A 25,633-nucleotide genomic window follows, 5' to 3' on the forward strand; every position below is an offset into this window, starting at 1 on the left:
GGAGTGGACTCATTCATGGATAAAACAAACGAATGGAAGTTGGAAGAGGAAAGACTAGTGCAGGTGAGGAACAAACTTCAGGCACGACTCGACGAGTTAGAACCGAAGGTTGCCGGACTGCATGAACAGGCTGCCGAAATTCGTAAACGGTTCTGGGAAGAAGTAACGATTAATACGGGTTCGTACACGGATTTTGAAGATGCATTCTATACCATTAATCAGCAGTCGAGAGTGTTGGCCGAGAGGGAGCGCGGGCACAAGCTGTTAACACAACAATGGAAAAATACAAAGAGACTGCTTCCAACGCCGTATTTTGGCCGTTTCGACTATAAGGAAAAAGGCATGACATTGACTGAACAGATCTACATCGGCGTATCATCCTTCATGGATGAAGATGGTTTGAACTTTCTAATCTATGACTGGCGTACGCCAATTGCGAGTCTGTACTATGATCACTCTCCCGGGCCAGCAAGTTATGACACACCTTCAGGACGAATCGAAGGAAAGATGGAGCTCAAGCGTCAATTCCAGATTCAACATGGGCAACTTCATAGCATGTTTGATTCAACTGAGACGATTGGTGACGAATTGTTGCAGCAAGTGCTCGCCAAGGGTGCAGACTCACAAATGAAGAGTATTGTAGCAACTATCCAGAAGGAACAAAACGCCATCATCCGTGATGACCGAAGCCGAATGCTTATCGTTCAGGGGGCAGCTGGCAGTGGCAAGACGTCGGCTGCGTTACAGCGAGTCGCTTACTTACTATATAAACACCGCCAGACAGTTAAAGCAGATCAGATTGTACTTTTCTCGCCGAATCCGATGTTTACCAGTTATATCTCGACCGTACTCCCGGAACTTGGCGAAGAGAATATGCAGCAGACGACTTTCCAGGAATATCTGAATTATTGGCTGGATTCCTCCATCCGACCAGAGGATGCCTTTGATCAGATTGAATATGTGCTGACAGCTCAGAATGATCCGGGATATGAAGCTCGTATGGAGGCGATCAAGTACAAAGCTTCCGAGACATTCCTGCAAGTGCTCCAAAACTACGGTAAGTGGTTAGGAAGAGAGGGGATGCGGTTTAACGGCATTCAATTTCGGGGACGTGAATTCATCAGTTCAGACCAAATCAAGACCCAATTTTACAGTTTGGATCAGAATCTTACCTTGTCCAACCGTATACTTCTTTTGCAGGAATGGTTGCTGAGAGAACTTGTTTCGCTGGAACGTCTGGAACGGGAAGCAGACTGGGTTCTGGAGGAGTTGAATTATCTGGACACGGATGAGTATGTGGAAGCTTTCCGCATGTTGCACAAAGAAAAGCCTGTGTTCGATGTAGCGGAAAAATACGCAGCACGAGATAACGGTAATGACAGCGCAGTGCAAGATGAGGGTGCCTTTAACTTTGCAGTGCGAGAAGAGGAGCTGCTTCGTCAGAAACTGGTGAAAGACATGTTTAAACCTTTAAGAAAGGGCGTGCGGAAATTCCAGTTCGTGGATGTGAAGGGGATATACGAACAACTATTTGTAGATGAGACCGCTTATCGGGAACAAACGAACGGGGCAATCCCCCCACAGCACTGGCCTGAGATTTGTAAACAGACCAAGGCAATGATCCTTCAGAACAATCTGTTCCATGAGGATGCAACTCCGTATTTATATGTAAAAGAGATGATCGAAGGCGTACGGACGAACACAGAGATTCGTTATGTCTTTGTCGATGAAGGCCAGGATTATTCGGCGTTTCAATACGAATATCTCAAGAAACTGTTTCCTCGTGCCCGCATGACGGTGCTGGGGGATTTCGGGCAAGCGATCTTTATGCAGGCTACGGATTTGGCAGCATCCAACTCGCCACTGGTTCACCTTTACGGAGAAGGCGAAACTACATTGATACGGCTCGTACGCAGTTATCGTTCAACCAAAGAGATTGTTGAATTCACGAAATGTATGCTACCAGGGGGAGAAGAGATTAGACCGTTTGAAAGGGGAGATCAGAAGCCTCTTTTAACAGGATTGAAGGACGAAAAGTTGCGTGGTGCGCAGATTCTCGCAGACATCGCCGCGCTTAAGGCGGAGGGGTTCGATTCCATCGCTGTGATTACGAAAACCGCGGCTGAAAGCCGTGACGCCTATGAAAGGTTGAAAAGTCAAGGCAGCGAAGGGGTGCAGCTCATAACAAAGGATACACAGATTTTTGAAAAAGGAATCATGGTTATTCCTGTGTATCTCGCCAAAGGCGTTGAGTTCGATGCTGTCCTGGTCTATGATGCTTCACCCGTTGCTTACAGCCAGGAATATGATCGTAAGCTTCTGTATACGGCATGCACACGGGCCATGCACCGACTTCATCTATATACTGTTAGTGACTGGTCACCATTTGTGCAGGCGTTACCTGCGAATCTATATGACATAAAATCATAATCCATATGTAAATCCATTCTCAATGAAGGACCAAAGAAAGATGCTCGGAGCCTTTTTTCAAAGGTTATCGGGCATCTTCTTTTACTAAAAACATGGATCATAAAAGTTATTCTTTACTGATCGTTCCCAATGTGATAGATTGATATTGGGAGTTATTAGAATGATCATTCCCGAAGATCTCGAAAATGAATACATTCTCAATGAGAGGGAGTAATAATAAATGAATATTTCCAAACAAGTTGCTATTGTAAGTGGGGCTAATCGAGGGTTGGGTAAGGAACTTGCTCTTGAACTGCTGGCGAGGGGAACCAAAGTGTATGCTGGGGCGCGAAACCCTGAATCCATTGATCTGCCCGGGGCTATTCCACTGCAACTCGATATTACGGATCCACAATCTGTCATGGCTGCAGCTGAGATAGCTAGTGATGTAACCCTTCTAATTAATAATGCTGGTTCCGCTACGGGTGCTTCTCTGCTCACAGGTGAGCTGAACGATATTCACTTGGAGTTCAATACACATGTATTCGGTACGCTTTCAATGATTCGTGCGTTTGCACCGGTAATAGAGAAGAATGGGGGCGGTTCGATACTGAATATCCTGTCCGCTCTATCTTGGCTGAGCCTTGGTAACTCAGGTGCATATTCAGCTGCAAAATCCGCTCAGTGGGGAATTACGAATGCATTACGTCTCGAATTAGCCCCTAAGAACGTTAGCGTTGCCGGATTGCACGTGGCGTTCATGGATACGGATATGACGGCAGGTATCGATGCACCAAAAACGAGCCCAACGGATATTGCCAAAATTGCAATAGATTCCATTGAAGCGGATCTCTACGAGATTATTGCTGATGATACTAGTCGGAATGTACAACAGGGTCTTGCTGGTGGTGTTGCTGCCCTTTACCCGCAATTGTTTCAAAAGTAGAGAGTTGTAGAAAATTTTCTCGCTATAAATAAAACAACCCCCGCCAGATCTGGTGAGGGTTAAGTCTGTCATGAATAATCCAATTCTATGCCTTGAGAACCGTGAGAATATAAGGTTTAACCTTTAACTGCACCGGCAGTAAGGCCGCTGACAATATATTTTTGCCCGAATAGATACAGGATGAATACAGGCAGTGAAGTGAGCACGAGATTGGCGAAGATCAGGTTCCAGTCCCGGCTATATTTGCCGTAGAAATTGTAGATCGATAGTGGCATCGTCCATGTGGAACTGTCTGTCAGGAAGTATACCGGAATTGTGATGTCATTCCAAACGGACATGAACACCATGATCGCTACCGTTGCGTTAACGGGCAGGATGAGCGGTGTGACGATGCGGAAGAACACCCCGAACACACTTGCTCCTTCCAGAAATGCCACTTCGTCTAGCGCTCGTGGAATGGTTTTGATGAATCCACTATACAAGAAGACACTGAAGGCTGTATTTAACGCGGCGTAGATCAGGATGACACTTGTGATGCTGCCGTAGAATCCCAATCCCTGTACAACACGTATGGTCGTAATAATCGACATTGGCGCAATCAGTCCCATGAAGAAATACATGTAGATCGTGCCGGATAGTTTGGTTTCCCGACGTGCCAGAATGAATGCCGCTGCAGAAGAGGCAACGATATTAATGATGGAAGATACGCCAGTAATCAAAATGCTGTTGAAGAACGCTCGCGACAGTCCGCCTTCCTGGAAGACACGAACATAGTTCGAGAACTGCCATGTTTCCGGAAAACTCAGGGAGAAACTAAGCACTTCGGCGCTGGTTTTAAATGAACCAAAGATCAGAATGACAAGCGGCAACAGAACGATAAGAGAGGCCAGAATCAGGAAACCTTCCACGATATAGTTGCGGATGGCGAGTTTGCGTGTATAGCCCATGTTATTCCGTAACCTCCTTACGCCGCATGAAGATCAATAGCGGTATAGCAATAATGGTAACGACCACGAAGAGAAGTGTGTTGACCGCGGTACCAAGTCCCCAGTTGCCTTCGCCGAAAGATCGCAGAATGATCGTACCTACGACCTGTGAAGCGTTACCCGGGCCACCACCGGTCATGACATATACTTCGGAGAATACTTTGAGTCCACCGATCAATGTCAACATCAAGTTAATGTTAATTGCGGGCAGCAAGAGTGGTAGTGTGATCTTGAAAAAACTTCTCCACGAACTTGCGCCATCAATCTTGGCTGCTTCGTAATACTCTTGAGAAATGGACTGCAGGCCGGCCAGATAAATGGCCATCTGGAACCCGGCACTCTGCCAGATCGAGACGATGGCAATCGTCCAGATCACAATCGATGGGTTGGTAAGCCAAGCTTGGCTTAACGAATGTAATCCTACGGATTCCAACAAATTGTTGATTGTACCTTCGGTACGCAACATGGGAGTGAACAGAATGCTGATCACAAGGATGCTGAGAATAGAAGGGGAGTAGAAGATCGCGCGTAGCAGGTTCTTTGTTCTTAATCGCATGTTAAGTCCTACGGCCAGCAATAGACCGATGACATTTTTGCCAACGACGGTGACGATTGCAAATATCGCCGTGTTTTTCAGCGCCAGAATCAGCGTTTTGTCCGAGAAAATTTTCTGGAAATTATCCCACCCGATGAACTTCAGCTCCAGCCGGTCCAGCCGCCAATCCGTGAACGAATAATAGAAAGCGGCGAGAGCAGGCACAACGAAAAAGATGGAGTAGATGATCAGTGCGGGAAATATCATGTAATACGAATACAAATTTTTAGTCCTTTTCATGTCTCACACTCCGTTATAGCTAGGCAGCATAACGATCGTCCATGTTATGCTGCCTTGTATTTCACTCTTTAGAAACCTTCTACACCTTTATCCTGCATTAGCTGACTGAACTTCTCATCCCAGGATTTCAGTACTTCTTCCGGTGACAATCCACCCGCGAATTGATCCTGTAACAACCGATACAGTTCGCTGCGATCAACCAGCATGTATGCATCCGTTGTCAGCACGGTTTTCTTCGGCGTAATATAGTTGTCTACAATATCCTGCTTGTAAGCCGGCAATTCTGGTGTGGTGACGTCACTGAAATTGGATACGTACCCTTTGGAGTCCACGATCTGTTGTGCAACTTCCTTGGAGGCGATGTAGTCCAAGAATTGTTTAGCTTCTTCCAAATGTTTGGATTTCTTCGGAATGAACAGTTGTCCGCCGAGTGGACTTGCACCCAGACTGGCATTGTCTGACGATGGAATCGGGAATACGCCCAGTTCCATATTTGGATCTTGCTCGGCCACGCCTTCAATTAACCAATCGCCCATAAACATCATGGCCACTTCCTTGTTCAGGAATTTACCTACGGCCATGTCATAGCTGTCGCTAAGCACATCCGTGTTGGTGTAACCTTTGGTGTAAATTTCATATTGTTGTTCCAGGAATGTTTTGAATTCCGGGATATCAGACCATTTTTTCTTGTTGCTGTTCAACTCATCAAAAAAAGTCGGTTCATTTTTGGCTACAAAATCGGCAAAAGCTGCAGCAGGCCAGATGTTGGCAGCCCAGGCATCTTTGTACGGCATAAATACAGGTGTAATGCCACTTGCTTTGATTTTTTCACAGATCGCCAGGAATTCTTCGTAGTTGGTTGGAAGCGACAACCCGAGTTCTTCAAAGATTTGTTTGTTATAAACGACCCCTTGCATCCCCGTATCTTGGCTGACATGGAAGCTGTAGAGATGACCACCAGAAGAGAGGACGTCTTTGTTCACAATTCTGCTTGCCCAAGGCTCGTTATCCAGAATCTCGAAGTTACGTTCAAGGTTCAGGTCTGTGACTGCGCTCGCCAGATTGTACTGAATAATGTCAGGCGTTTCATCTACAGCCAGTTTGGTTTGCAGTACAGTTGTCGTTTGTTCCGCTGGAATCAGCTGCAAATTGACACGAATGTTCGTTTGTTTTTCGAATGCATCAAGAATGTCCTGCTGGATGAAAGCAGAGTCCTGAGAACTTTTAGAGATTGCCAGCTCCAATGTGACTTTGCCACTCTTGCTGTCCCCGCCAGCAGCTGTGCCGGAATCCGTACCTCCTGATCCACAAGCCGTTAATGAGACCGATAATAAACTGGCCAGAATAATGGAAAACACCTTTTTTCTTTTTATTGTTTTCAATGCAAATCCCCCTCTGAAACGTGTAGTGAATCCGTTTACAAGTCCGATTATAGATTCTTTTCTCGCCCCGGTACATGTCTGTGCTTGAACGTTGATGTGTAAAATCCTGAACTTGAAATCGCTATCATTTCATGAAATACCGTGATAGAGTAGACATGAATATAAGGGATTTCACATCATGTCAGAACAGGAGGGCATCTCTGAGAATGGCAAAGCTCATACATAAAGCAACTCAATTCAGTTTGCAGACAAAGGTGTTTTTGACATTTCTGGCTCTGCTTTTGTTTGTGCTGGGCTGTTTTATCGTGTATGTAAATGTGATCGTTGTCCGCCCGCTCAAACTGAAAACAGAGCAGGATACGCTCGTTACAGCTACGAAGGTAAGAGAGCAAGTTGATCTATACGTAGAACAACAGAACCAGATGTCGCAGCGAATATTATCCAGCAAAAATATATTTGTAGCCATGGACAAGAGCTCCTCAGCTCATAGTAACTATGAAAGACTGAAGCAAATTCGGATCATCAAAGACATCATGTTTCAGGCCATCGGGCCGAGCATGAATATCAAGGACATGTCCATCTACGACAATCACGGGGTTCTCCTGACATCATATCTGGGTTCGGGTAATCCTCCCGCAATCCTGAACACCATGATGGAGAGTAGTCAGGTCGGACGAGATTGGACGGAAAGTGGTTTTGTTCTGCTGCGTCAAGACGATACGATCTCCTTTGTGCGCACGATCAATGATCAGAACGGCAAGGTGTACGGTTATCTTAGCATCCAGATGGAACAGGCCTATATACAGAACCTAACGGAGGGAGTTACCGCTGGCGATGTCTATATTCTGAATGAACAAGGGGAGCAGATGACGGGCTCGGAAGCGGGTGCGACATTTACCAATTGGACAAAGCCTGCATCAGACGAGGGACTGGATGTGGACAAAAACGACAATTATATCACGCATTCCACTTCACCCAGTACAGGCTGGATCACGTATATCATAACGCCCAAAAAATCTGTCCTGGGTTCGATCCATTCGGTTCAGACGATGTCCATTCTGCTGATTACAGCACTGATGCTCGTTTCGTTTGTGTATATCTTCCTGTCGACACGTAACCTGCTGTTACCCATCCGCAAGCTGCGTGGTCAGATCTGGCGCATGAACTACAGCAATATGAATCTGAAGGTGGATGAAACGCCGAAGAATAACGATCTCTTATTGCTGAATGAAGCCTTTCAGGATCTGATGGATAGGCTGCAGCAATCCATTGACCGGGAAAAATCGGCGCTTCATGAAGAAGTAAAGGCGCGTAATTCTGCGCTGCAAGCCCAGATTGCACCTCACTTTATTCATAATGTTCTATACCTGATCAGTATTGCTGCGCAAGAGGGGAAGACCAAAGTCGTATCGGATATGTGCAAGCATCTCTCGGACAGTCTGCGTTATATCGTCTCTTCACCATACGCGCATGTGACTTTGGCTGAGGAGCTTCAACATACGAGACATTATCTGTCCCTTGTACAACAAAAGTACGAAGAGGATCTGGAGTGGGACATCTGTGCTGACGAGCTGGCGAACGATATCCGGTTGCCGAGGTTGGTCATTCAGCCGTTTGTGGAAAATTGCATTGAACATGCCTTTGCCAACACCGCGCCGCCTTGGCGTATCCAGATTACCGTGATGCAATATAACGGATTATGGGCTTTGGAGATCAAAGATAACGGAGAGGGCTTTCCACCGGATAAGATCCAGGAGATTTTAGCCAATATTCAGGCATCGGGTTCCGTAATGAACCAGACTGCCGATGGTGGAACAGCCCTTGGTAACATGGGGATTATTAACAGTGTCGATCGACTCAAACTAATGTATAACAACCGGCTCTTTATTAATATATTTAACAATCATGCGGAAGAGCAACATGGAGCAACGATTCAAATCATCGGCTCACTGACGAGAGATTTTTACTAACTAGGAGGCATAGGCGATGTATAACGTTATGATCGTTGAGGATAGCAAACCGATATTACGTAATATAAAAATGCTCTTGGAAACGCTCAACTTCCCGATTCGTATAGCTGCTACGGCAACGAATGGAGAAGAAGCCTTGGCAGCGTTAAAGCAGTCATCGATTGATCTGCTGTTGACAGATATACGAATGCCAAAAATGGATGGCTTGTCCCTGATTGAGCAAGCCAAAATTGCCAACCCGGATCTGAAGGTCATCTTGATTAGCGGTTATAGCGATTTTGAATACACAAGAAAAGCATTGAACCTGAAAGTATTTGACTATTTGTTAAAACCTGTCGAGCGAGAGGCGCTTGAAGAAGTCATGGGTCGGGTAATTGACCAACTTGATCAACAGATGTCCAAGGAACTGCTGGATTTGCAGGAAATCATTCACCCCCAATGTGAGACTACGCCGAAACAGGGGGAGGAGTTTCCGCCCTTATTCAGCCAGATGATGATCATTATGAGCAAACAGCCTTTTACCGCAGGGCATGAACGATGGGTGCAGATGGAACTTGAGGGTATACTGCAGGATTTTTTTGCATTCCATTCTTGTCGTGTTTACACTAGTCAAACCCCATATCAATTTGTCGCTTTTGTCAATAAGAGTGCACTTGAGGTGTACTCTTCCGTACATGAAATTCTTGAATCGTTGCGACGGCATTTGGTTGAGCATGACATCGATGCGATCATTGGAGGACAACTTCTATTCGCTGAGTCTGGTAATCTGCCGGAGCTCTATCACCGCATGTCGTCCATTTTGTCTGAGCAGCAACGGTTGAAACAAGGAATAGTGTTGGATACCGGGAATCCGGTGTCGATGGCCAGATCTGAGACAGGCTGTCTGGATCCGCTGCAGGAATCTGCTTTTGTACAGATGATACAGGCTCGGCAGAAAGAACGGTTTGCTTTTAAGTTATCCGAATTGCTGAATCGATGGGCAGAGGAAAATGTACATATGACCGAGGTGGAGCGGTTTATTGGATTGATTGTAGACACGTTTGCTCATCTGTACGAGGAACAGGGGTCGGGCATGAGGTTGGGTCTGGAGCTTCGGTCAAGACAATTCGCCCAGGCACAGTCCTATGCCGATTTTTGCCGGGAACTGGCGGAATGGACGGGACAGTGCTTCGATATGCTTCAATCCCACGTTCGAAAAAGCAAGGCGATCCTGTTCGAACAGATTGACGATTACGTAAAATTAAATAAATACTCTCAATTATCTATCAACGACATTGCCATGAAGTTTCACGTTAGCCCGTCGTACGTCAGCAGAGTGATCAAAAATGCAACACAAATTACGTTTGTCCAGTATTACACCCGGCTTCGCATTCAGGAGGCATGCAGACTGATGGAAAGTCAACCCGGCATGAAGTTTAAGGAGGTTTCCGATGTACTGTCATTTAGTGACCAGCACTATTTCTCGAAGGTGTTCAAAGAGTATACGGGGCTATGTCCTACGGATTATAAACAACAGATGTCTGGTATAAAGACCCAATCATAGTTAACAAACCCTTTTTAATTATGTTATAATACTAAACAAATACGGCTTGTTACTGAATTCATTCAGGCAATACCTATGTATATACATGCTCAAAGTTTCTTTGGGTGTGCATATATATGGGTTTTTTTGCGTTTACTGGCCGATTGATTCTACCAAAAATGGATAAAGAGAGGAAGATTGAACTTGAAAAAGGAAAAGAAAAAAAGGTCATTTTATAAGAAAGGAGGAGCTGGTTTACGATTAATGAGTACCAGACTCATTGCAGCTTTCCTTGCGGTACTTATTATCCCCACTGCACTTATCGGTTATTTCTCATATGATAGTGCCAAAGATCAGGTACAACAAAAAATGACAGATCCCCTCAATACAATATTAACGATGACAGGACAGCATATTAACAATCTGGTGGGGGAAAAAGCAGCATTATTGAGTTATATCGACAGTATGTATGGTTCTGCTCCCAGTCAGGCGAACAACGAAGCGGTACAAGTAGGAATCGACCAATTAGCTGATACATATCCTGATATTCTTGCCATAACCGTAGGCAACGACCAAGGCAGTAATATATCTTCTCCAGCAATTGAGGATGCAACATATGATCCACGCAGCACAGATTGGTATTCTAATGGTGAAAGTAAGAATGGATCACTCTATTTTTCGAGTATTATGAAAGATCCGGTATCCGGGAAGATTTATGTAGAGATTTCAAAAGCTCTGTCAAATGAACAAGGTGTAGCAAGTATTAAACTTGATCTGGAGCCATTAGCAAAAGCGTTATCATATGTTGATGTAGGAGGCAATGGAAGTCTGATTGTGGTGGACTCCAATCGAACGATTGCGGCTTGGTCCGGTGCGATTGCAAAAGGTGGAGGAGGAGAGCTCGGCGGAGCACTTATTGAGGGAATTCCAGTCCATCCAAATACGGCTTCAAATTCCGATGAACCGATGACATTTTCTCAATTTGTCAGAACGGATCTGGCGTATGATCTGGAGGTATATAACGGTGTTAATGCTTTGACGGGTTGGAATGTCATTGCTTTGATGGGCCATGAAGATTTTATCGCCGCAGCGAAACCCATTATGGTATCGAGTCTAACGGTCATTGCTATATCTGTATTGATTGCCGGTGTAATTATTTTCTTCATTCTGAGATCTTTTATTGTACCTATGCAAAAACTGCGAAAGGCCACCCGTAGCGTAAGCGAAGGGAATCTGTCTGAACGAGTGAATCTTAAAACCGAAAACGAATTTGGTATATTGGCAAATGATTTTGATCAAATGACCAGTTCCCTTCAATCGGTGGTTGCTGAACTTCATCAGACATCATCGTTGTTGAGCCACTCTTCCCAGATGATTCAGGAAAGTACAGAGCAAACCACCCAATCGGTTCAACATGTGGCTGAAACCATGCAACAGACTGCGGAATCAGCTATCGTTGGGGCGGAGAATTCGGAACAAACCGCGAATGCCGTAGAAGAGATGGCGAGAGGCATCAGTACAATTGCAGAATCTGCGAGCGCGATTGTGGATTCGGCTGAAGAGACGGAGCGCGCTGTTGCTAATGGTGGGAAAACGATAAACCAGGTCGGAGAACAAATGGAACATATTCTCGGAGTTGTTGAAGAAACCTCGGCATTGATTAATGAGCTATCCAGTCTCTCCGCCGAAGCCAATCGAATGAATGAAGCGATTGCGGATATCTCTCGGCAAACCAATCTTCTATCACTGAATGCCTCTATTGAAGCATCAAGAGCAGGAGAACACGGCAAAGGTTTTGCTGTCGTTGCAGGCGAGGTACGAACGTTATCGATGCAATCCAAACAAAGTGCGGACGAGATTGGTGCTACCATTGGCAAAATGTTTGATCTGATTGCCAAATCCACGTCTCTTATGAATGATAAAGTTCGTAATCAAGTCGGTGAAGGAATGCGGATCAGCCAAGAAGCTTCTGCAACCATATCGAACATTGAACAATATACAACGCATATCGTGGATCAAATTCAGGATATTTCCGCTGTCTCAGAACAGTTGTCAGCCAGTACGGAAGAAGTCTCGGCTACCGTTGCCGCGATGAGTCATATCTCTAAAGTGTCGGCTGATAGTGCTCAGACAACTTCAGCAGCAGCCCAAGAACAAATGGCGGCGATGCAGGAGATATCGGCATCATCTGCACAGCTATCCAAAACAGCTGAGAACATGCAAGAATTGGTTCGCCGCTTTAAGCTCTAGAGTAGAAGTAAGTAAATGTGTAAAGAAATATGTAAAGAGATATGTAAAGCACCAGGCGCTCCCCCAATGGAGCGCCTTTTTGCATGTAGTAAGATTAGTAAGAATGTGACACCTCATCCCCGAACATATCCTTTTGATTCTTTTTTCGGAAACTTCGTGGTGATTCACCAACCGTTTTGGTAAATAAAATCGTAAAGTAATTGGGGTTATCGTAACCGACCAGTTTGGCAATTTCCCATATTTTTTTGTTGGTTGAGACTAATAATCGGGTGGCTTCACCCAATCTTCGTTGAATCAGGTAATGATAAGGAGAAGTGCCATAGTGATTTTTATACATATGAATTAAGTAATAAAAATCGATATGAAATTGATCTGCCAATTCTTTGAGCTTAATGTTTTGCCGATAGTTGGTATCCAAATAGTCTTTAATGCTCTCAGCAAGGGTATTGCTCTCAACTGTCTCCCCACTAGGAAGCTGTTGACGGGACTGCCGATCGATGATCAGAAGTATTGCTTTCAGGACATGCCCAGAGATAGACTCGTATCCATGTTCCCGGATTGAAAATTCATTGAAGAGAGTCTGCATTAACGAATGGAGCTCATCGGAATATCGGTTGGCTCGAATGATCGGATTGTTAGAGGGAGGGATGACCCAATCCTCAAGGGTCTGGGTGCCTTCTGTAAAACGAAAGCCGCAATAAAAGGTGGATAACGGGAATTCAGGATTGGACTTCTCCTCGTGAAGAGTACCCTTGTTATATATGAGCATGTCCCCTTTTTGAGCCCAGTGTTTGGTGCCGTCAATGGTGAACAATCCTTTGCCTTCAGTTACGTAGATAATCTCATGCAGATCGTCATGTTTATGCGTCGGAAAACTCCAATGGGGATTATCTGCCAGTTTTCCTACATAAATAATGGTGCAATCTCGATTTGGATGCCGTTGGCCGGATTCGTGGTGTGTATTCATCTATGTCTTCCCTTCAGGATCAGTAATGAAGTCTGTGTTGAAATGACAACATATATAATGTTTTGCAATAAAACCACAACAACCTTGATTGTCGGCATGGTATATCTGACAGTACAATTTCACTATCCAAAATGTACTATATATCGAAAGTGAAGGGATGGGAAAGCAGAAAATACATGAATTAATGATTGTAGACAGAATTGAAGCGCTTGCAACAATAGAAAGGATTAGTGAGTATTGATTTATGACTAGAAATAGAGAGAACCTACTTATTTTAACGCTTACGCTTGTTAGCTTTGTACTGGGGACAACCGAGTATGTTATCGTGGGTGTGTTGAAGGAAATTGAAAGTTACATGAAAGTATCACTTGCTGCCGCAGGTATGCTTGTCTCCGGTTTTGCGATTGCATACGCAGTGGGTACTCCATTTGCTGTGGCTTTCTTGGCCAAAATATCCAGAAGAAGTTCCATATTGATCGGATTTGCAATCGTGTTAGCATTAAATCTATTGACCGTGTTCTCAACAACGTTCTCTTCTCTGATGGCCATTCGCATTGTATCAGCCGTTGCTTGTGGACTTACGATATCACTTTCGATCTCGATCGTAAGCGACGCAGTGAACCGGGAGCGAAGAGGGGAAGCTATCGCCTGGATTTTGGGCGGATTTTCAATCGCTAATGTGCTAGGTGTTCCGCTCGGTACTTTTATCGGACAACATCTGAGCTGGTCCATGACGTTTGTTGTTACGGCATGCATAGGTGTTGTGCCGCTGGTGTTCATGTTCCGTATTCTGCCACGCCAAACAACAACGATTGCAGGTTCGTTCAGTGATCAGATGTCTCTCTTTTTAAAACCACGGATATTGCTGGCCTGTCTGATCCCTGTACTGGGAAACAGCTGTATTTTCGTCGTTTTTACGTACATTACGCCACTCCTGAGTGAGACGATGGGTGTGCCAGTACAATGGATTAGTGCCATACTCCTGATCTATGGAGCCTGTAGCATCCTGAGTAACTGGATTGGTGCCAAAATAGCCAAGGGTGACTTCCTGCCCAAGCTCAAGCGGCTTTTCGTCATCCAAGCCATCCTGTTCCTTGGCATGAGTTTTACCGTTTCTAATGTGTGGCTCGGCTTGGCGTTTCTGTTCCTGATTGGATGTCTGTCATCCTCCATGAGCGCGGCATCTCAGTTATATTTGTTTGATGTGTCAGGATCGATCGCGCCAGGGTCCAAAGCATTTGCATCTACACTGTTGCCTGTGGCGGCCAATGTGGGTATAGCGCTAGGCTCTGGTGTCGGGGGAATTGCCGTCAATATGGGTGGTGTCCAGTGGGTGCCTCCAGTTGCTGTGATGCTTGCCTTGCTGGCTTTTGTCGTTACCCTGATATGCCAGCGTTCCATCCAAGTTAATTCAGACGAAGTAACAACTGCAAAAGCAGCTTAGATGAGATGATGTTTAAACTAAATGGATGAATCCATATCCGTGGTATTTGGACTACAAACAAAGTCGCTGTTATAGCGGCTTTGTTTGTTTTTTTAGTTTTCCAGCATTCCGGATGTAACGGGTTCGTAGATGATAGAGGTAGGATAATGCAATAATTCAGTGAATTTATATATGAAGAGATCTGATAAAATGAATGAAAAGCTTGGAGGTAATGCCATGAAAAAGCCGATGATCGGTGTTCTGCCTTTGTATGATACAGACAAAAAAAGTTACTGGATGCTTCCAGATTATATGAACGCCATAGAAGGAGCAGGTGGGATTCCACTTATGCTACCTTTGACAACGGATATCGAGATCATAGCAACGCTGGCTAATCAGTTCGATGGGTTCCTGTTCACCGGGGGACATGATCTCAATCCTGAGCTGTATCATGAGCATGCAGAGGTTACCTGTGGAGAGTTGTGTATTGAACGCGATATGATGGAGTCGATATTATTACAAAAGGTAATTGAGCTTGATAAACCTACCTTTGGCATATGCCGTGGACTGCAGCTATTTAACGTTATGTTGGGTGGAACGTTATATCAAGACATTCCCACTAGCCTTCAACTTCATGGGAACAAGATCGTTAATCATAAGCAAAGTCCGCCGTATACGGATCTTGTACAGGATGTACATATTGAGAAAAATAATATCCTATACGATATTTTGCAAACCGATACGGTAAAAGTGAACAGCTACCACCATCAGGGAATCAAAATGTTATCGGATAAGTTAACTGCTGTGGCCGTCGCTGAAGATGGACTCGTTGAATCCGTGGTCATGCCAAACCGCTCGTTTGTTTTGGCTGTGCAGTGGCATCCAGAGTACAGCTATAAAGTAGATGACTACAGTCAGAAGTTATTTGCGGCGTTTGTTAATGCTGCTAAATCCCCACGCTATACTATCCTTATTGAAGACATCACCGCATAAAATGTGAAAAAGAAAAAAGACCTCCTGTTTATAAAAACAGAGGAGGTCTTTGTATTGGTGAATTTAGTCGTAATAGTAATCATGGTATCACCGTTCTATTGGCAGGATTATTTTAATCCAGACTTCGTGTTGGCATGCTCTTCAGCATTCAGGGAAGCAATCAGCTTCTCGCCTTCAACATCCAGGTTTGGCAGAATGCGATCCAGCCATTTTGGAAGTGCCCAAGCTTTGTCTCCGAAAATAGCCATGATGGCAGGGACCAAGCCCATACGGATGATGAAAGCATCAATCAGAATGCCTACCGCCAAAGTGAAACCAATCTGTTTGATCATGACATCGTCAGTGAATATAAATCCTGCAAATACAGAGACCATAATCACTGCTGCGGCAACAACCACGCGACTTACCTGATTGTACCCATGAACAACGGATTCGGTCCCGCGATGACCATGCACATAGGATTCCCGCATGGAGCTCACAAGGAAGACTTGATAGTCCATCGCGAGGCCATACAGGATACCTGTCACGATGATCGGCATAAAGCTCAGCAGCGGGCCGCCTGTATCGAAACCAAAGAGCGAATGCAGCCAGCCCCATTGGAATACAGCAGTGGTGATCCCGAATGTAGCCAGGATACTAAGCAGGAAACCAATCGTTGCTTTGATGGGAACGATGATCGAACGGAATACAAGTAACAGGATTATCAGCGAGAGCAGGATGATGATGCCTACATAAATAGGGAACACCTGCGCCAGTTTGGCAGACATATCGATGTTAACAGCTGTGAGTCCAGTAACTCCGAGTTTCACATCATAGGTCTGTGCGATGCCGGAATCAGCCGAGCGCAGATCAGTGACCAGTGTTTTAGTGAGATTATCGTTAGGACCCGTTTTTGGAATGAGACTGAAAATAGCTAAATCTTCTGTCATCCCAAGCGGTGTGACTTGTGCAACGTTATTCTGACCTTGAAGTTCCATCACCAGACCACCCAAGAGTTCCGGTGTAACTTTTGCGGAAGACTGATTAGGCTCTGCGACCAGAATAAGGGGTCCGTTGAATCCTTCTCCGAAGCCTTCGGAGATGGCATCATAACTTTGTCTTGCAGTTGTATCCAGATTGGCTGAGGAAGCGCCGGGGATACCCATTTCCATTTTGGTGATCGGCGTCGCGGCAAAACCAAGAATGACGATGATGGCGATAATGGTAGCCCAACGATTTTTGATAACGAATTTCACCCATCTGTTCGCGACTCCGTGGTTAGTGGCTTTAGGATGTTTCGCGCTTTTCTCACGAGCTTTGGCGGAACAGATGCGTTCTCCTACCAATCCCAGTAAAGCCGGCAACAGGGTTAAAGCAACAAATACGTTGATGAGCACGGTGGCAGCTGCGACCAAAGCCATCGTAGTCAAGAATGTGAGACCGATGACAAGCATACCGCACAGTGCAATAATGACGGTTAATCCGGCAAAAAATACTGCGCTGCCCGATGTACCAATGGCTCTGGCCGTTGCTTCTTTTGCGCTCAAGCCTTGATCAATGATCATTCGACGCTGGCGATTAACAATGAAGAGCGCATAGTCGATTCCAACAGCCAATCCAACCATGAGAGCTAGAACGGAAGTGACACTAGGCATTTCAATGAATTTGGAGATGGAGAACGCACCACCAACTCCAATGGCAACACCGAGGAGTGCAGTGATCAGAGGTAGACCTGCTGCAACAACGGAGCCAAGGGTGATCAGCAATACAATGATAGCAATGACCAGTCCGACAATCTCTGCCGAGCCGACTCCAATCGATACCGTTTTGAGCGTTTCGCCCGGCAGCACCTTAATATTGGTTCCTTGCTCTACCGTCATAACGGACTGAATAACGGAATCAAATACATCCTGTGTTATGGCAGACTGTTCAATTGTAAATTGGAACTGGAACAGTGCAATGCTGCCGTCTGAAGAGATCAGCATTCCAGGTACAGGAACACCATCCACCATCAAAGGTCCATAGGGAGGAGGCGTGGTTGTTGCGGATTGCGCCATATCAGTAGCCTGAGCATTCTGAGCCATTTCCGCCTGAGCACCCGAATTACCCGCTTCAGCTGCATAGTCCGCAGGGTTAATGACTTTGTCTAATCCGTAAACTTCATTAACACCTTTCATCATGGCGGCCAAACGTTCAGGCGTATCCAAACGCTCGTTGTCTGGAGCTTTGAAGACAACACTTCCTTGACCGCCGGAGGCGGCAGGCAGTTCTTTTGCCAATTGATCCAGAACCTTCTGTGACTCTGTGCCTTCAATCTTCATTTCGGAACTGATGTGAATACCATTGATGCTGATCATGGAGATGACAATTCCCAGAATTAAAACCCAGCCAATGATGAAATAGGCAGGTTTGCTAAAAGCGGTTTTCCCCACTCTGTATAATAATGTAGACATTTCTCTATTTTACACTCCTCTATGATGAATGTGGATGGTTGGCATGTTCAAATCCTGCCCGTAAATGATTAAACGTGGTTTCCAAAAATTGATCGAATGTTAAAACACCGGGCTTGGTATCTTCAGTAATGACTTGTCCGGGCAGTAACACATTGAGTCTTCCATCAATTAATGGCAGTATTGTTCCATATAGTGCGTTGATCAAAAGATAAGTATAGATCTCGTCATACTTCCCGTTAGATAAGTCTAATAAGGTATCTTGTGCCTGCGTCTGCATCCGGTGCATGGCTCCAAGGTAATGCGGTTCAAGCACGGGATAGGTCTGGGATAGCGATAGTAGCTGATGAAGTCTTCCTATTAGTTCTGTTGTAAGCTGCATCTTGATCAGGTTATACAGTACGTCAAGCAAGGAGACGTTGTCGGGCAATTCGGTGAGCAACTCTTCGAGTTCCGTTGTATTCTGAACGGATATTGCGCCTCTGGCTACTGCCTCTTCCTTACATGTGAAGTAGTTTGCAAATGTTCTGCGGGAACAACCCACCTGATGCACGATATCTTCGACCGTAAAGCCATCAAGCCCATGTTCAAGGGTAAGTTCAAATGCAGCACTAGCAAGTGCTTTTTCAGTTGCTTCTTTCTTCAAATGTCGCAAGTTTCGTTTGATCATTATTCTCCGCTTATGCGTTCACCTCCAACACCAATGACTATGTTTTAATTCTTTTAAGAAGAGCACACTTACTTAATATGCACTTTGTGAGGTTTATCATAACAAACAAGTTGCCCATTGTGCAAATTTACTCATTGTGCAATTATTTTATATGACAGCTATACTGCGAATCAATGCTTCAACTCCTGAGGAATGAATGTTAAAATCAATAGAAAAACTTGGGGCGATAACGAGATATGAGTAGTCGTAAACAAAGTTTATTGGAAACAGCACTTGCACTATTTTTAGAGCACAGCTATGCAAATACAACAATCCAGATGATCTTGGATCAATCGGGTGTATCCAAAGGCACATTCTACAAATTCTTCAGTTCCAAAGAAGACTGTTTATATTCTATTATTGATCAGCGTATGCAAGAGGATGTTTTCATTCGTAAAGAGCTTGAACAAAATCACTATACATCGGATTATGACCTGCTCGTAGATCAGATTGCGATTCCTATGTCTGTACCTAATAAAGAGCGAGTATGGGAATTATATTGGACGGGTTTTTATTCCGGGGAGATCAACTCAGCCAAACTGGCTACAGTTCACCTAAAATGGCTGTCCACACGCTTGATTCAGGTTTACGGGAACGATATTAGCTTATATGCCAACGAAGGGGCCATATTGTGCTACGGCATATTACATCAGATTGCCAACACATCAAGAAGTCTAAATACGCAAAAACCGGTATGGAGCGAAGTGGTTCCCAAAGTATTAACGTACATTGAAGTGATCCTAAGAACAATGCATCAGAGAAATGAACATATTTTCGACTTTCAGTCTCTCTATTTCCTGAATGCAGATGAGCGTAACCATGATATGGGTCTGGACATCGATAATATATTGATCGAATTTGATGAGTTCAACAACCGTGTACAAAAATCCAAGGAATCTGCATCATTCAAGCAACTTTCGAAGGGGCTTTTAACGCTATTACAGGATCAAGAGGATTTAAATATTCCTGTAATCGAAGTGGTACTTCAAGCATTTCACAAAGAGTACAAATCCAGTGCGTTTCAATCTGAAGCCAATAGACTGACCGAAGCCTGTTGGTGGTATTTGGAACTGGTGAAGCACCGTAATTAATTTGGAGGTTGGCCAAAAGCCGACCTCTTTTTTTGTTTTTTTTATGCTTGAAGTTATTATTAATATACTATTAGTACATTAATTAATTGTTGTTATAACAGTTGAATGTTGCAGTTTAAACTACGGAATTTGAAATTAAATATACGAGTAGTATATAATCGAAATGAACATATATTTCCATAGATTTCAATAACTTCACTAAGAAAGGAAGATTTCAATGAATAATAACCAAACATCGGAAAAATCAGAATTCAATTTGTTTAGTGAAGAAAATGTTAAAGATCAATTTGCCATGTTTAAACAGATGCGATCCAGAGGCTCCGTTGTTCCTGTTCCCAATCCAATGGGTGGAGCAGAGCAAACCTGGATTATAACTCGGATGGACGTTGCCATGGAAGTGTTGAAAGACCACTCTCGATTTACGGTAGATATGAACTCTATCGATAATGGCAATGATATTCGAAAGAATCTCTCAGACGATCTTGGTTCATCGGAACCCCAGACTTTTTTTACCGGAAAGTCGATGCTCTTTGTTGATGAACCGGATCACCGAAGACTGCGTAGCCTGGTGTCCAAAGCATTCACTCCAAGATATATGGAAAGCCTGCGTCCGCGTGTCCAGGAAATTGCCGATGAATTAATTGATCAATTTGAAGGAAAAGGAGAGATGGATCTTGTAAAAGACTATGCCTACCCTTTCCCAATTAACGTCATATCCGAAATGCTCGGTGTACCTCAGGAAGACCGACCTCAGATCCATGTATGGTCTGAAGCCATTGCGAAAGGTCTCGGTTTCGGTAAACAAGATCCTGAAGTAGCGCAGCATTTGCGATCATTCGCAGAATACACGGCTCAGCTTGTGGCGAACAAACGAGTGGAACCTTCCGATGACCTCATCAGTCAATTAATTGTGATCGAGGAGGAGGGGGATCGACTGAATGAAGATGAATTAATATCCATGATCACGTTATTAATATTTGCTGGACATGAGACAACGTCGAATCTGATTGCGACCGGCTCTTATCTACTTCTGACACATCCCGAACAACTGGAACAACTTAAACAAGATTTGAATCTGGTTCCTTCTGCGGTGGAGGAGTTGTTACGATATAACGGCCCCGCGACTTCGTCAGGTCCTCGATATGCAACGCAGGACACGGAGCTGGATGGACAACGGATTAAAAAAGGAGATGTTGTGATTCCTCTTTTGAAATCAGCGAATCGGGATGAGTTACAGTTTGACCAACCTGAAGAACTGGATCTTGAACGCAAAATAAAACGGCATTTGGCCTTTGGACACGGCATTCATATGTGTCTTGGCGCTCCACTGGCCCGGGTTGAGGGAGACGTAGCATTTACTACGCTATTAAGTCGACTTCCCGGTCTTCAGCTTAGTGTTCCTCCCGAAGAAATTCATTGGCACTACTCACTATTATCTGAGGGATTGGCATCATTGCCGGTAAAATTTTAATAGATGAACATAGTATGGCTCACTGGAGTATGGCGAATTTTCGTCATACTCTTTATTTGTAATGATGATAGAATGGAATGAACAGAGGCTGGCTGTGACATTGATCAATGCTTAAAAGCAAAGTTATATTTGAGTACATAATTTTGTTGTGGAGGTAAACCTTATGAATAAAGATGAATTATTTATGCATAAAGTCATTGAGATTGCTCTGCAAGCTCGCAGTATTTGAGAAAAGTCCTCAAAAGCCTGAAGTAACTGGGGAATTACTTAATGCAGAAGGGTTAAAAGTATTCGAAGGATATCAATTTCATGCCTAGTCATCATCCGGACAAATTTTTTTTAAATAATTGCTTGATTTTTTTTTCAACGTCTGATAGTGTAAGACCTGTGATTTTGGGAAGTTTATTTATCAATATGAATTAGAGCTTTCCAGCAGATAATTTTGACCACTTCACCAGGAAGTTAAGGCCATACGGACAGCCGGGTCAAACGCCGATTGGCAACTTATGTTGCTTTATTGATTGAGTTCAAAGCTCAAATTTTATAAGTTGGTTACTTTACAACCAGTGCAATTGCACATCAACTTGTGAAACGGTCAATAAGAGTGGTAAAGGCGAATTATTTGCTATATAGACTCTGATCCAATATTGATATACATGAAGAAGCTTTCCGCCAAAGGAGTTCTTGTGAACTTTTTTGGTCATGGAGACTTCACGTCTTTTTTATGATGTATATCGATAAGCAAGTGTGATGATGCGCGATTGCGAGCATTTTTCACCTTGCTTTTTTTGTTGTCTTGTTGTCACCGTATTAAATCAATTTAAAAAAATACATATTGGGATAGGAGAATGTAAAATGGGAAAAGCACTAATCATCGGCGCCGGCGGCGTTGCTTCCGTGGCAGTACACAAATGCGTTCAAAACAGCGAAGTTTTTGAGGAAATCTGCATCGCGAGTCGTACAAAATCCAAATGTGATGAACTCAAAGCCAAGCTGGACGGCGGAAAAACAAAAATTACAACAGCACAAGTTGATGCTGACAATGTTGACGAACTGATCGCTCTGATCAACGAAGTTAAACCGGATATCGTTATGAACCTCGCTTTGCCGTATCAAGATCTGACAATCATGGATGCTTGTCTTGCAACTAAAACAAATTACATGGACACAGCGAACTATGAGCCACATGATACAGCGAAGTTTGAATACAGCTGGCAATGGGATTACAAAGAGCGTTTTGAACAAGCAGGCATCACTGCATTGCTCGGTAGTGGATTTGACCCAGGTGTGACTGGCGTATTCTCCGCTTATGCCCTGAAGCACTACTTTGACGAAATTGAGTACATCGACATTCTGGACTGCAATGGCGGCGACCATGGCTATCCGTTCGCAACCAACTTCAACCCTGAGATCAACATTCGCGAAGTATCTGCGAACGGAAAATATTGGGAAAATGGTGAATGGATCGAAACGAAGCCGATGGAAATCAAACGTGTCTACGACTTCAAAGAAGTTGGCGAGAAAGACATGTACCTGTTGTATCATGAGGAACTGGAATCTTTGGCAAAAAACATGCCAGGTCTGAAACGTATCCGTTTCTTCATGACATTTGGTCAAAGCTACCTGACTCACTTGAAAGCTCTTGAAAATGTAGGCATGACTTCAATCGAGCCTATTGAATATGAAGGTAAACAAATTATTCCACTGCAATTCCTGAAAGCAGTACTGCCGGATCCAGCATCCCTTGGACCACGTACTGTAGGTAAAACAAACATCGGTTGTATTTTCAAAGGTAAAAAAGACGGCAAAGACAAAACATATTATGTATACAATATCTGTGATCACCAAGAGTGCTACAAAGAAGTTGGTTCCCAAGCAATCTCGTACACAACAGGCGTTCCAGCTATGATCGGTGCAGCAATGGTCATGACAGGTAAATGGAACAAACCAGGCGTATATAATGTAGAAGAGTTCAACCCAGATCCATTCATGGAAGAGTTGAACAAATGGGGCCTCCCATGGGTAGAAGACTTCAACCCGGTACTCGTTGATGAGCTGCCAGAAGAAGTTAAAGAATCGGAGCTTGTTCGCTAAAATGCGGTTCGAGCAATTACCGACACCATGTTTTGTTGTTGACGAGGCGCTTATTGAGAAAAACCTGAAAATCCTGAACGGTGTTATGCAGCGTACAGGTGCCAAAATCGTGCTGGCTCAAAAAGCATTCTCTATGACTGCGATGTATCCGCTGATTGGAGAATACCTGAGCGGTGCAACGGCAAGCGGTTTGTATGAAGCGCGTCTGGGCCATGAGGAAATGGGCAAAGAGAATCATGTCTTTGCTCCAGCATATCGTGCAGAAGAGATCGACGAGATTATCTCTATCTGCGACCACATTATTTTCAACTCATTTTCACAGCTTGCAAAATTCAAGGATAAGGCGCTTCAAGCTGGCCGTAAGGTCGGCTTGCGCGTCAACCCTGAATGCTCTACCCAAGAAGGACATGAGATCTACGATCCGTGTTCTCCGGGTTCGCGTTTTGGCGCGAAACTTGAGGATTTCGATGCAGACCTGTTGGAAGGCGTTTCCGGACTGCACTTCCACACACTGTGTCAGCAAAACTCCGACGATCTGGAGACTACGCTGAATGCAGTTGTCGAGAAGTTCGGACAATGGTTGCCGCAGATGGAATGGATCAACTTCGGTGGTGGGCACCATATCACACGTGAAGATTATGATATTCCAAGACTGGAAGCATGCATCAAGCGTATGCAGAACGACTATGGTCTGGAAGTATATCTGGAGCCGGGAGAAGCTGTTGCGCTGAACGCGGGTTATCTGGTGACTTCTGTGCTGGACTTCCATAAGAACGGTATGGACATCGCTATTCTGGATACTTCAGCTACATGCCATATGCCGGATGTGCTGGAAATGCCATATCGCCCGCCGCTGATCGGTTCGGGAGAAGTGGGCGAGAAGGCTCATCTGTATCGCCTAGGTGGACAAACCTGTCTATCTGGTGACGTAATTGGGGATTATTCATTCGATCAGCCTTTGCAAGAAGGCGACCGTCTGGTATTCGAGGACATGGCAATTTACTCCATGGTGAAAACCAATACGTTCAACGGCATGCCACTTCCAGCGATTGCAGTCAAAAGAAAAGACGGCGATTGCGAAGTTGTTCGTGAATTTGGGTATCAGGATTTCAAAATGAGGCTGGCATAATTACTTCATTATATAGTAAGTATTAATATAGAATTGAAAATAAATACAAAGAAGGGAACCTGGAGACAGGTTCCCTTTTTAACGTTAACTGAAGTTTAACGATTAGATTTAATAATGTTTATCAGTGAGGTTAGGTGAATGTTTACCGGTATTGAGCCGATTTAGCTTCGACTTCAGTTTTTGGGTTAATTTTGTGGTTTCGAGGATGCTCTCGCAGCATATGGAAAGATCGGTTCTCTTAGTTCAAAATCATACGTCAACCCATCCACAATGCCGACTACACTTTCACTGTCATACAACTCTAGCAAAAATCCAGCCATTTGTTCCGCCGTATGGAACTTGGGAACTCTGCCTTCATATTCAAACTCGTCTACATTAAAGGAATGTTTCGCAAACTCTGTCTCGGTTGCAGCCGGTGCGAGAACCTTGGCTTGCATCGCTGCGTTCTTACCTTTTAACTCTTGCGCAAGTCCTTCCGTAAAGGCACTTACATAGAACTTGGTTGCGCAGTAGGTTACTGCATCGGCTACAATCGTATATCCACCACCAGAGGAGATATTAATGATCTGTGTGCCATCAACATCTGCATAATCACGTACATACAGGGAAGAAAGAATCGTAAGAGCTTCTATATTTAGATGAAGCATCTGTTCGATCTTGGGCAAATGTTGTTCGCCAACGGAAGCAAAATTTCCGAATCCGGCGTTGTTAATCCACGTCTCGATGGAGTAAGCCTGAAGACTCTCATAGAATCCATGCACATTAGCGGCAATCGACAGATCCACTGTACGAATGACAACATCCAGATCAGGATTGATTTCAGCTACTTTTGCTTTTAACTTGTCCAATTCATCGGTTCTGCGTGCTGCCAGAATCATATTTTTGCCACGAGCTGCAAAAGCTAAAGCCGCTTCATATCCAATGCCTGAACTGGCACCGGTAATCACTGTATATTTCATGGGAATTCCTCCTGGATCTGATTTCATTTTTTATTGTGATGTGACCACGAGTTGATTATACTGATTAG

The 25,633-nt window shown here is 44.3% G+C and carries 18 protein-coding genes; 11 read left to right on the top strand and 7 right to left on the bottom strand.

Features of this window, described 5'->3' with window-relative positions:
- The first annotated feature begins 15 nt into the window (after positions 1–15).
- Positions 16–2,430, top strand: a complete 2,415-nt coding sequence (gene helD / locus PAEAM_RS00220; protein WP_100526204.1) for an RNA polymerase recycling motor HelD — start codon at positions 16–18, stop codon at positions 2,428–2,430.
- A 220-nt stretch (positions 2,431–2,650) separates the two neighbouring features.
- Positions 2,651–3,355, top strand: coding sequence for an SDR family oxidoreductase (locus tag PAEAM_RS00225; RefSeq protein WP_047842912.1), 705 nt, complete (start codon positions 2,651–2,653; stop codon positions 3,353–3,355).
- 116 nt (positions 3,356–3,471) lie between these two features.
- Here PAEAM_RS00225 and PAEAM_RS00230 read toward each other — a convergent pair whose 3' ends face one another.
- The 3 genes from PAEAM_RS00230 to PAEAM_RS00240 all read right to left on the bottom strand — a co-directional run bounded on the left by PAEAM_RS00230 (position 3,472) and on the right by PAEAM_RS00240 (position 6,558).
- Positions 3,472–4,302, bottom strand: coding sequence for a carbohydrate ABC transporter permease (locus PAEAM_RS00230; protein WP_017688542.1), 831 nt, complete (start codon positions 4,300–4,302; stop codon positions 3,472–3,474).
- Position 4,303: 1 nt separating this feature from the next.
- Positions 4,304–5,176, bottom strand: coding sequence for a carbohydrate ABC transporter permease (locus PAEAM_RS00235; protein WP_036670879.1), 873 nt, complete (start codon positions 5,174–5,176; stop codon positions 4,304–4,306).
- A gap of 68 nt (positions 5,177–5,244) precedes the next feature.
- Complete coding sequence (locus PAEAM_RS00240) at positions 5,245–6,558, bottom strand: ABC transporter substrate-binding protein (RefSeq protein WP_076253011.1); 1,314 nt, start codon at positions 6,556–6,558, stop codon at positions 5,245–5,247.
- Positions 6,559–6,764: 206 nt separating this feature from the next.
- On the opposite strand from PAEAM_RS00240, the gene PAEAM_RS00245 reads away from it, so the two are divergent.
- From PAEAM_RS00245 to PAEAM_RS00255, 3 genes are all read left to right on the top strand, one after another.
- A complete protein-coding gene (locus PAEAM_RS00245; RefSeq protein ID WP_100526205.1) occupies positions 6,765–8,528 on the top strand; it encodes a sensor histidine kinase in 1,764 nt (587 codons plus the stop codon).
- A 16-nt stretch (positions 8,529–8,544) separates the two neighbouring features.
- Positions 8,545–10,071 carry a response regulator gene (locus PAEAM_RS00250; protein ID WP_100526206.1) on the top strand — a complete coding sequence of 509 codons (1,527 nt, stop codon included), beginning with the start codon at positions 8,545–8,547 and terminating at the stop codon, positions 10,069–10,071.
- A 243-nt stretch (positions 10,072–10,314) separates the two neighbouring features.
- A complete protein-coding gene (locus PAEAM_RS00255) occupies positions 10,315–12,300 on the top strand; it encodes a methyl-accepting chemotaxis protein (RefSeq protein WP_165789790.1) in 1,986 nt (661 codons plus the stop codon).
- Between the two features lie 94 nt (positions 12,301–12,394).
- Here the strand turns inward: PAEAM_RS00255 and PAEAM_RS00260 are convergent, their stop codons facing one another.
- Positions 12,395–13,267 (bottom strand): AraC family transcriptional regulator, encoded by an 873-nt coding sequence (locus PAEAM_RS00260; protein ID WP_100526208.1) that lies wholly within the window; start codon positions 13,265–13,267, stop codon positions 12,395–12,397.
- Positions 13,268–13,511: 244 nt separating this feature from the next.
- On the opposite strand from PAEAM_RS00260, the gene PAEAM_RS00265 reads away from it, so the two are divergent.
- Complete coding sequence (locus tag PAEAM_RS00265) at positions 13,512–14,711, top strand: MFS transporter (protein WP_100526209.1); 1,200 nt, start codon at positions 13,512–13,514, stop codon at positions 14,709–14,711.
- A gap of 216 nt (positions 14,712–14,927) precedes the next feature.
- Positions 14,928–15,683, top strand: coding sequence for a gamma-glutamyl-gamma-aminobutyrate hydrolase family protein (locus PAEAM_RS00270; RefSeq protein WP_100526302.1), 756 nt, complete (start codon positions 14,928–14,930; stop codon positions 15,681–15,683).
- A gap of 107 nt (positions 15,684–15,790) precedes the next feature.
- Here PAEAM_RS00270 and PAEAM_RS00275 read toward each other — a convergent pair whose 3' ends face one another.
- Positions 15,791–18,115 carry an MMPL family transporter gene (locus PAEAM_RS00275; RefSeq protein ID WP_100526210.1) on the bottom strand — a complete coding sequence of 775 codons (2,325 nt, stop codon included), beginning with the start codon at positions 18,113–18,115 and terminating at the stop codon, positions 15,791–15,793.
- 19 nt (positions 18,116–18,134) lie between these two features.
- Positions 18,135–18,758: a TetR/AcrR family transcriptional regulator gene (locus PAEAM_RS00280; protein ID WP_243391218.1), complete on the bottom strand. Its 624-nt coding sequence runs from the start codon at positions 18,756–18,758 to the stop codon at positions 18,135–18,137.
- 260 nt (positions 18,759–19,018) lie between these two features.
- Here PAEAM_RS00280 and PAEAM_RS00285 point away from each other — a divergent pair, with 260 nt between their 5' ends.
- From PAEAM_RS00285 to nspC, 4 genes are all read left to right on the top strand, one after another.
- On the top strand, positions 19,019–19,912 hold the full coding sequence (locus PAEAM_RS00285; protein ID WP_100526211.1) for a TetR/AcrR family transcriptional regulator: 894 nt from the start codon (positions 19,019–19,021) through the stop codon (positions 19,910–19,912).
- A gap of 217 nt (positions 19,913–20,129) precedes the next feature.
- The gene (locus PAEAM_RS00290; protein ID WP_243391219.1) at positions 20,130–21,383 is read left to right on the top strand and encodes a cytochrome P450 family protein; all 1,254 of its coding nucleotides are present in this window, start codon (positions 20,130–20,132) and stop codon (positions 21,381–21,383) included.
- 855 nt (positions 21,384–22,238) lie between these two features.
- Positions 22,239–23,477 carry a saccharopine dehydrogenase family protein gene (locus PAEAM_RS00300; protein ID WP_036616010.1) on the top strand — a complete coding sequence of 413 codons (1,239 nt, stop codon included), beginning with the start codon at positions 22,239–22,241 and terminating at the stop codon, positions 23,475–23,477.
- 1 nt (position 23,478) lies between these two features.
- On the top strand, positions 23,479–24,606 hold the full coding sequence (gene nspC, locus PAEAM_RS00305) for a carboxynorspermidine decarboxylase (protein WP_100526213.1): 1,128 nt from the start codon (positions 23,479–23,481) through the stop codon (positions 24,604–24,606).
- Positions 24,607–24,791: 185 nt separating this feature from the next.
- Here the strand turns inward: nspC and PAEAM_RS00310 are convergent, their stop codons facing one another.
- Positions 24,792–25,565, bottom strand: a complete 774-nt coding sequence (locus PAEAM_RS00310; protein WP_100526214.1) for an SDR family NAD(P)-dependent oxidoreductase — start codon at positions 25,563–25,565, stop codon at positions 24,792–24,794.
- Positions 25,566–25,633: the final 68 nt, after the last annotated feature.

This window comes from Paenibacillus sp. GM1FR (genome assembly GCF_002803315.1).
In the GTDB taxonomy this organism is placed as follows: domain Bacteria; phylum Bacillota; class Bacilli; order Paenibacillales; family Paenibacillaceae; genus Paenibacillus; species Paenibacillus amylolyticus.